The sequence below is a fragment of the Streptomyces milbemycinicus genome (assembly GCF_002154605.1).
Classification (GTDB): Bacteria; Actinomycetota; Actinomycetes; order Streptomycetales; family Streptomycetaceae; genus Streptomyces; species Streptomyces milbemycinicus.
In genome coordinates this window covers 1-5,346 of record NZ_MUNE01000595.1, presented here as the reverse complement: position 1 = coordinate 5,346, position 5,346 = coordinate 1, and the positions used below count along the sequence as shown (strand labels likewise).

Here is a 5,346-nt window from a genome sequence, read left to right as displayed (position 1 = left end):
ATCTCGCCGTCGCGCCTGGTCGCACCCGTGGTGGGGCTTTCGACAATCAGGTGGTCGCCGATATGAGCAAGCATCGGCATCCCCGCCTCTCTGCCGGTCTTCCTTCGTCCAGCGTTTCACGGTCGGCGAGCGATGGCATGGGCGGAAGGTCCTTCGACATCGAGAGGCCACCGACATCAAGAGGCTACGCACGAGACGGAGCAACGCCATGGAGGAACAGGTCGTCACCGTGGGCCTCGACGGATCGCCGGAGAGCTTTGCCGCCGCTCGCTGGGCCGCCGCCGAGGCGGAGCGGCGGGAGCTCGCGCTGCGTCTGCTGCACGCGTGGATCCTGCTGTCCCCGCCCACGCCGGACAGCCCCCCGGCGGATGACCAGAACTATTGGGCCAAGCGGATCGTGCACGACGCGCGCATGGAGCTCAGCCGGCGCCACCCGGATCTGCCCATCGAGGAGGAGCTGGTCGCGCAGGAGGCCGAGACAGCCCTGCTCGACGCGGCGGCGCGGTCCCGGATGCTGGTGCTCGGATCGCGGGGCATGGAGCCCTTGGCGAGCTTCTTCCTCGGTGACATCAGCCTCTACGTGGTCGGTCGGGCCGATCGGCCGGTGGTCCTGGTGCGCGCGGGCGGCGTGGACGAGGCACGGACGTCCGGGGTCCGCGAGCGGGACGTGGTGGTCGGACTGAGTCTGCACGGCCCCCAGGACAACCTGCTGGAATTCGCCTACGTCACCGCCTTCACCCGCGGTGTCCCGTTGCGCGCCGTCCACGGCAGGAGCCTGCCCGTCCACGCGTACGTCCCGTGGGGCGTGGACCCCGGCATCGCCAGAGACGTCGCCGAGGAGGCGCAGCGGGAGCTGGATGAGGTGCTGCGGCCGTGGCGGAAGAAGTTTCCCCGTGTGGAGGTGGTCGACGAGGTCCGGCTCGAGAGCCCGGCGCAAGCCGTCGTACGGGCGGCCGGGGGCAGCGGGCTGCTGATGATCGGCCGCCGCAAGCACCGGTCCGCCCTGGCGCCCCGGCTCGGCCCGGTGGTGCAGTCGGCCGTGCACCATGCCCGGTGTCCGGTCGCCGTGGTCCCCCATGAATAAGCCGCGTGCACGAATAAGCCGTGTGCACGAATAAGCCGCGTGCATGGCTAAGCCGTCATGGATAGGCCGTGTGCATGGATAACCCGTCCGCTCCTTGCGGCAGGGGCAGCAGGCAGGTCTCGCCCGGGGGCACGGAGACCGTACAGTCGCCCAGGGCCACGTCGATCGGTCCGCGGTCGGAGGCCGGTACGGTGATGTGCAGCTGCCCGGCGCTCAGCCGCAGCCGCACTCCCCAGTGGCCCCGGTAGCGGATGGACAGTCCGAACCGGGACAGCTCGGGCAGTGGCGCGGGGTCCAGCCGCAGCACCCCGCCCCGGGGTTCGAGTCCGGTCAGGCCGCGCTGTACGAGGTCGAGGGTGCCGGCCATGGCGCCGAGGTGGATGCCCTCCCCGGTGGTGCCGCCCTGCAGATCGGCGATGTCGCCGGTCAGCGCCTCCTGACAGAAGCGCCACGCCTCGGCCCGCCGCACCCGGGGCAGCACCCAGGCGTGGACGAGGCTGCTGAGCGTGGAACCGTGGCTGGTGCGGTGCAGGTAGTAGTCGACGGTGCGCCGCCAGGTGGTGTCGTCCAGCTCGTGGCCGAGCCGGCGGAAGAGGCCGCGGAGCTCGGCGGGCGCGAAGAGGTAGCCGAGCATGAGCACATCGGCCTGTTTGGACGCCTGGTAGCGGTTGACCGTGTCGCCCTCGGCCTCCAGGATCCGGTCGAGGCGCCGGATGTCGCCGTAAGCCTTGCGATAGCGGTCCCAGTCGAACTCGGCGAGCTCCCCGTAGCCGTCGAACTGGCTGACGATCCCGCGGTGCCAGGGCACCAGCAGCCTCCGGGAGACGTCCTGCCAGATGTCGAGCTCCGCGTCGGCGAGCGCGGTGCGTTCGAACAGGTCCCGGCGGCGCGGTTCGGGCAGGGACCGCAGCAGATCGAGGGCGCGGGCGAGCACCCACGCGGCGGTGACGTTGGTGTACGTGTTGTCGTCGATGCCGGGGCGGGAGGCGCCGGGGTAGCCGTCGTGATACTCGTCGGGGCCGACCACGCCGAGGATCCGATACCGTCCCCGGGCCTTGTCCCAGGTGGCCGCGTCGGCCCAGAACCGGGCGATCTGCAGCAGCATCTCCGCGCCCTTGGTGTGCATGAACTCCGCGTCCCCGGTGGCCTCGCCGTACTGCCACACGTTGTACGCGATCGCCGACCCGACATGGTGCTGGAGCCGGGAGTGATCGGGCAGCCAGCGTCCCGAGCGCGGATTGAGATGCAGCCGCTGGGTCTCCTCACGGCCGTCGCTGCCGCTCTGCCACGGGTACATCGCGCCCGCCCGCCCGGCGTCGCGGGCCGCGAAACACGCCCGCTCCAGCCTGCGGTGGCGGTAGTCCAGCAGCGCCCGGGAGACCTCGGGGAGGTGCAGGTTCAGATAGGGCAGGACGAACAGCTCGTCCCAGAACACATGGCCCCGGTACGCCTCGCCGTGCAGCCCGCGCGCGGGCACCCCGACATCCAGGTCCGCGGTGTGCGGGGAGAGCGTCTGCAGCAGATGGAACAGATGCAGCCGCAGGATCCGCCCCGCCTGACCGGGTACGTCCATCTCGCCCGCGCGCCACAGCTGCTCCCACGCCGCACGGTGGGCGTCGGCGAGTGCCTCGAAGTCCGGCGCACGACCCACGCGGTCCACGGCGGCGTGCAGGGGATCGCTGATGGCCGGGTCGCGGGAGGTGTGCAGGGCGACGCACTTGTCGACGGTCACCGTCCGGCCCGGCTCCATCAGCGGCCGCAGCAGGAGGCAGGCGCGTTCCGGCGAGTGCGTTGTGGTCGTGTCGGTGTCGCCGTCGGTGGTGGTGCGGGCGGCCATGCCGACGCGGATGTCGGAGGTGGTGGTGCGGCAGCGCAGCCAGACCACATCACGGCTGGGCGCGGTGCCCGTGTGCACATGGGTCAGGTGCCGGTTGGCCAGCTGCCGGTACCGGGCGACGCCGGTGTTGGCCACCGCGCCGTCCAGCGCCGACTCCACCTCCAGCGGCCCCGACCAGTCCTCCGCGGTGAACTCGGTGCGCAGCGCCGCCAGATGCGGGTCGCCCATGTGGACGAGGCGCAGCTGCCGCACGGCCAGGTGCCGGCCGGCGTCGTCGACGTAGCGCGTGGCGCGTTCCAGGATGCCCGTGCGCAGGTCGAGGGTCAGCCGGTGGTCGAGCGGGGGGTGGGTGTCCGGGGAGAGCCACGGTGTCGGGGAGTTGCCGGCGGTGTCCTCGCCGCCGGGCCGGAAACGCAGCGGCAGCCAGTTGGGCAGGTTGACCAGGTCCTCGTTCTCCACCCGCCGGCCCGCCACCTGTGACTCCAGCCGGTTGTAACACCCGGCCGCGTAGGTACCGGGGCTGTGCACGGCATCCGCGCCGCACTCCGGAAGGGCGCCCCGGGTCGCGAAGTAGCCGTTGCCGAGGGTGCACAGGGACTCCCTCAGCCGCTCCTCGGCCGGGTCGTAGCCCTCGTACGCCCAGGTCCACCCGGGTGGTGTCCGGCTCATCCACCGCCCTTCCCGTGTGCTGCCATGTCTCCACCCTGCCCCGGCCTCCGCGCGGTGTCAGGTCGGTGTCAGCTCGGGACGCGGTGGCGGCGGGGCGGCGGAGCGGTGTGTCCGGTGCGACACTGGCCACATGGGACGGCCCCGGGTCACGGAGGGGTTGTCACGGGAGGAGGCGGCGCGGCGGCTGGGGGTGTACGGGGCCAACGCCGTCGCCCAGGAGCGGCCCACCCCCGTGTGGCGGCGCGTACTGCAGCAGCTGCGCGATCCGCTCATCGTGGTGCTGCTCGTGGCCGCCGTGCTGACCCTCGCCACCGGGGACCTCCCCGACGCGGCGGTGATCCTGCTCGTGATCACGGTGAACACCGCGGTCGGCGTCGTCCAGGAAGTACGGGCGGAACGGGCCGTGGCCGCCCTCTCCGCGCTGAGCGCCCCCGCCGCCCGCGTGGTACGCGACGGTGCGGAGTGTTCCGTACCGGCTGCCGACGTGGTGCCGGGGGACCTGGTCCTGCTGGGCGAAGGCGACATCGTGCCCGCGGACGGCACGGTGCTCGACGCGGCTCTGCTCCTGGTCGACGAGTCGGCTCTGACGGGCGAGTCCGTCCCGGTGGAGAAGACCGCGGGCGGGGACGGAGCGCTCGGCACCGTGTCGGCGGGCACGGTCGTCGTCCGCGGCCGCGGACGCGTCCAGGTCACCGGCACCGGCGCGCACAGCGCGCTCGGCCGGATCGCCGCCCTGATGGGAACCGCGCCCGGCCTGACCCCGCTGCAGCGCCGACTGGCGCGGTTCGGCCGGGTGCTGGCGGCCGTCACCGTCGCGCTGTGCGCGGTGGTGCTCGCCCTGGGGCTGGCCCGCGGACAGCCGGTGGAGCTGATGGTCGTGGCCGCGATCAGCCTCGCCGTCGCGGCCGTACCCGAGTCCCTGCCCGCCGTGGTCACCCTCGCCCTCGCGCTGGGGGCCCGGCGGATGGCGGACCGGCACGCCATCGTCCGCCGGCTGCCTGCGGTGGAGACCCTCGGGTCGGTCACGGTGCTCGCCACCGACAAGACCGGCACCCTGACCGAAGGCCGGATGGCCGCCGAAGAACTGTGGACGCCCCATGGCGAGGCCACGGTCACCGGCACCGGCTACGCCCCGGAGGGCCGCGTCACCCGCGACGGCCGGACGGTGACCGCGACCGACGCCCCCGATCTGGCCGCTCTGCTGTGCGCCGCGACGATGTGCAACGACGCCGCGCTCGAACCCCCGCCGGACGACGGCACACCGTGGCGCGCGATGGGCGACCCCACCGAGGCCGCCCTGCTGACGGCCGGGGCGAGACTGGGCCTGGACCGGAGCGCGCTGGAGGCCGAACTCCCACGCGTTGCCGAGATTCCGTTCGACAGCGCGCGCAAGCGCATGACGACCGTGCACCGCACACCGGGCGGCGGGCTGCGCATCGTCTGCAAGGGAGCGCCCGAAGCCGTCCTCCGCCCTACGGTCCTCATCGACACCCCGGACCTGCTCTCCCAGGCCGCCACCCGGGCCGAGGAACTGGCCCGCGGCGGATACCGGGTCCTCGCCGTCGCCACACGTGACCACGGCGGAACACGGCCCCAGAGCCCCGACACCTGGGAGACCGGCCTGTCGCTGCTCGGGCTGGTCGGCATCCTCGACCCGCCCCGCGACACCTCCCGGACGACCGTCGCCGCCTGCGAACGGGCCGGCATCACCCCCGTCCTCATCACCGGCGATCACCCCCTCACCGCACGTGCGGTG

3 protein-coding genes are annotated in these 5,346 nt (G+C 72.9%); 2 read left to right on the top strand and 1 reads right to left on the bottom strand.

What is annotated here, in order from left to right; translation table 11 throughout:
- Window positions 1–208: 208 nt before the first annotated feature.
- A complete protein-coding gene (locus CCN51_RS39690) occupies window positions 209–1,084 on the top strand; it encodes a universal stress protein (RefSeq protein WP_014172886.1) in 876 nt (291 codons plus the stop codon).
- Window positions 1,085–1,139: 55 nt separating this feature from the next.
- Here CCN51_RS39690 and CCN51_RS39685 read toward each other — a convergent pair whose 3' ends face one another.
- Window positions 1,140–3,590 carry a glycoside hydrolase family 65 protein gene (locus tag CCN51_RS39685; RefSeq protein WP_014172885.1) on the bottom strand — a complete coding sequence of 817 codons (2,451 nt, stop codon included), beginning with the start codon at window positions 3,588–3,590 and terminating at the stop codon, window positions 1,140–1,142.
- Between the two features lie 130 nt (window positions 3,591–3,720).
- On the opposite strand from CCN51_RS39685, the gene CCN51_RS39680 reads away from it, so the two are divergent.
- On the top strand, window positions 3,721–5,346 hold a 1,626-nt coding region (locus tag CCN51_RS39680; protein WP_143676027.1), incomplete at its 3' end, for a cation-translocating P-type ATPase.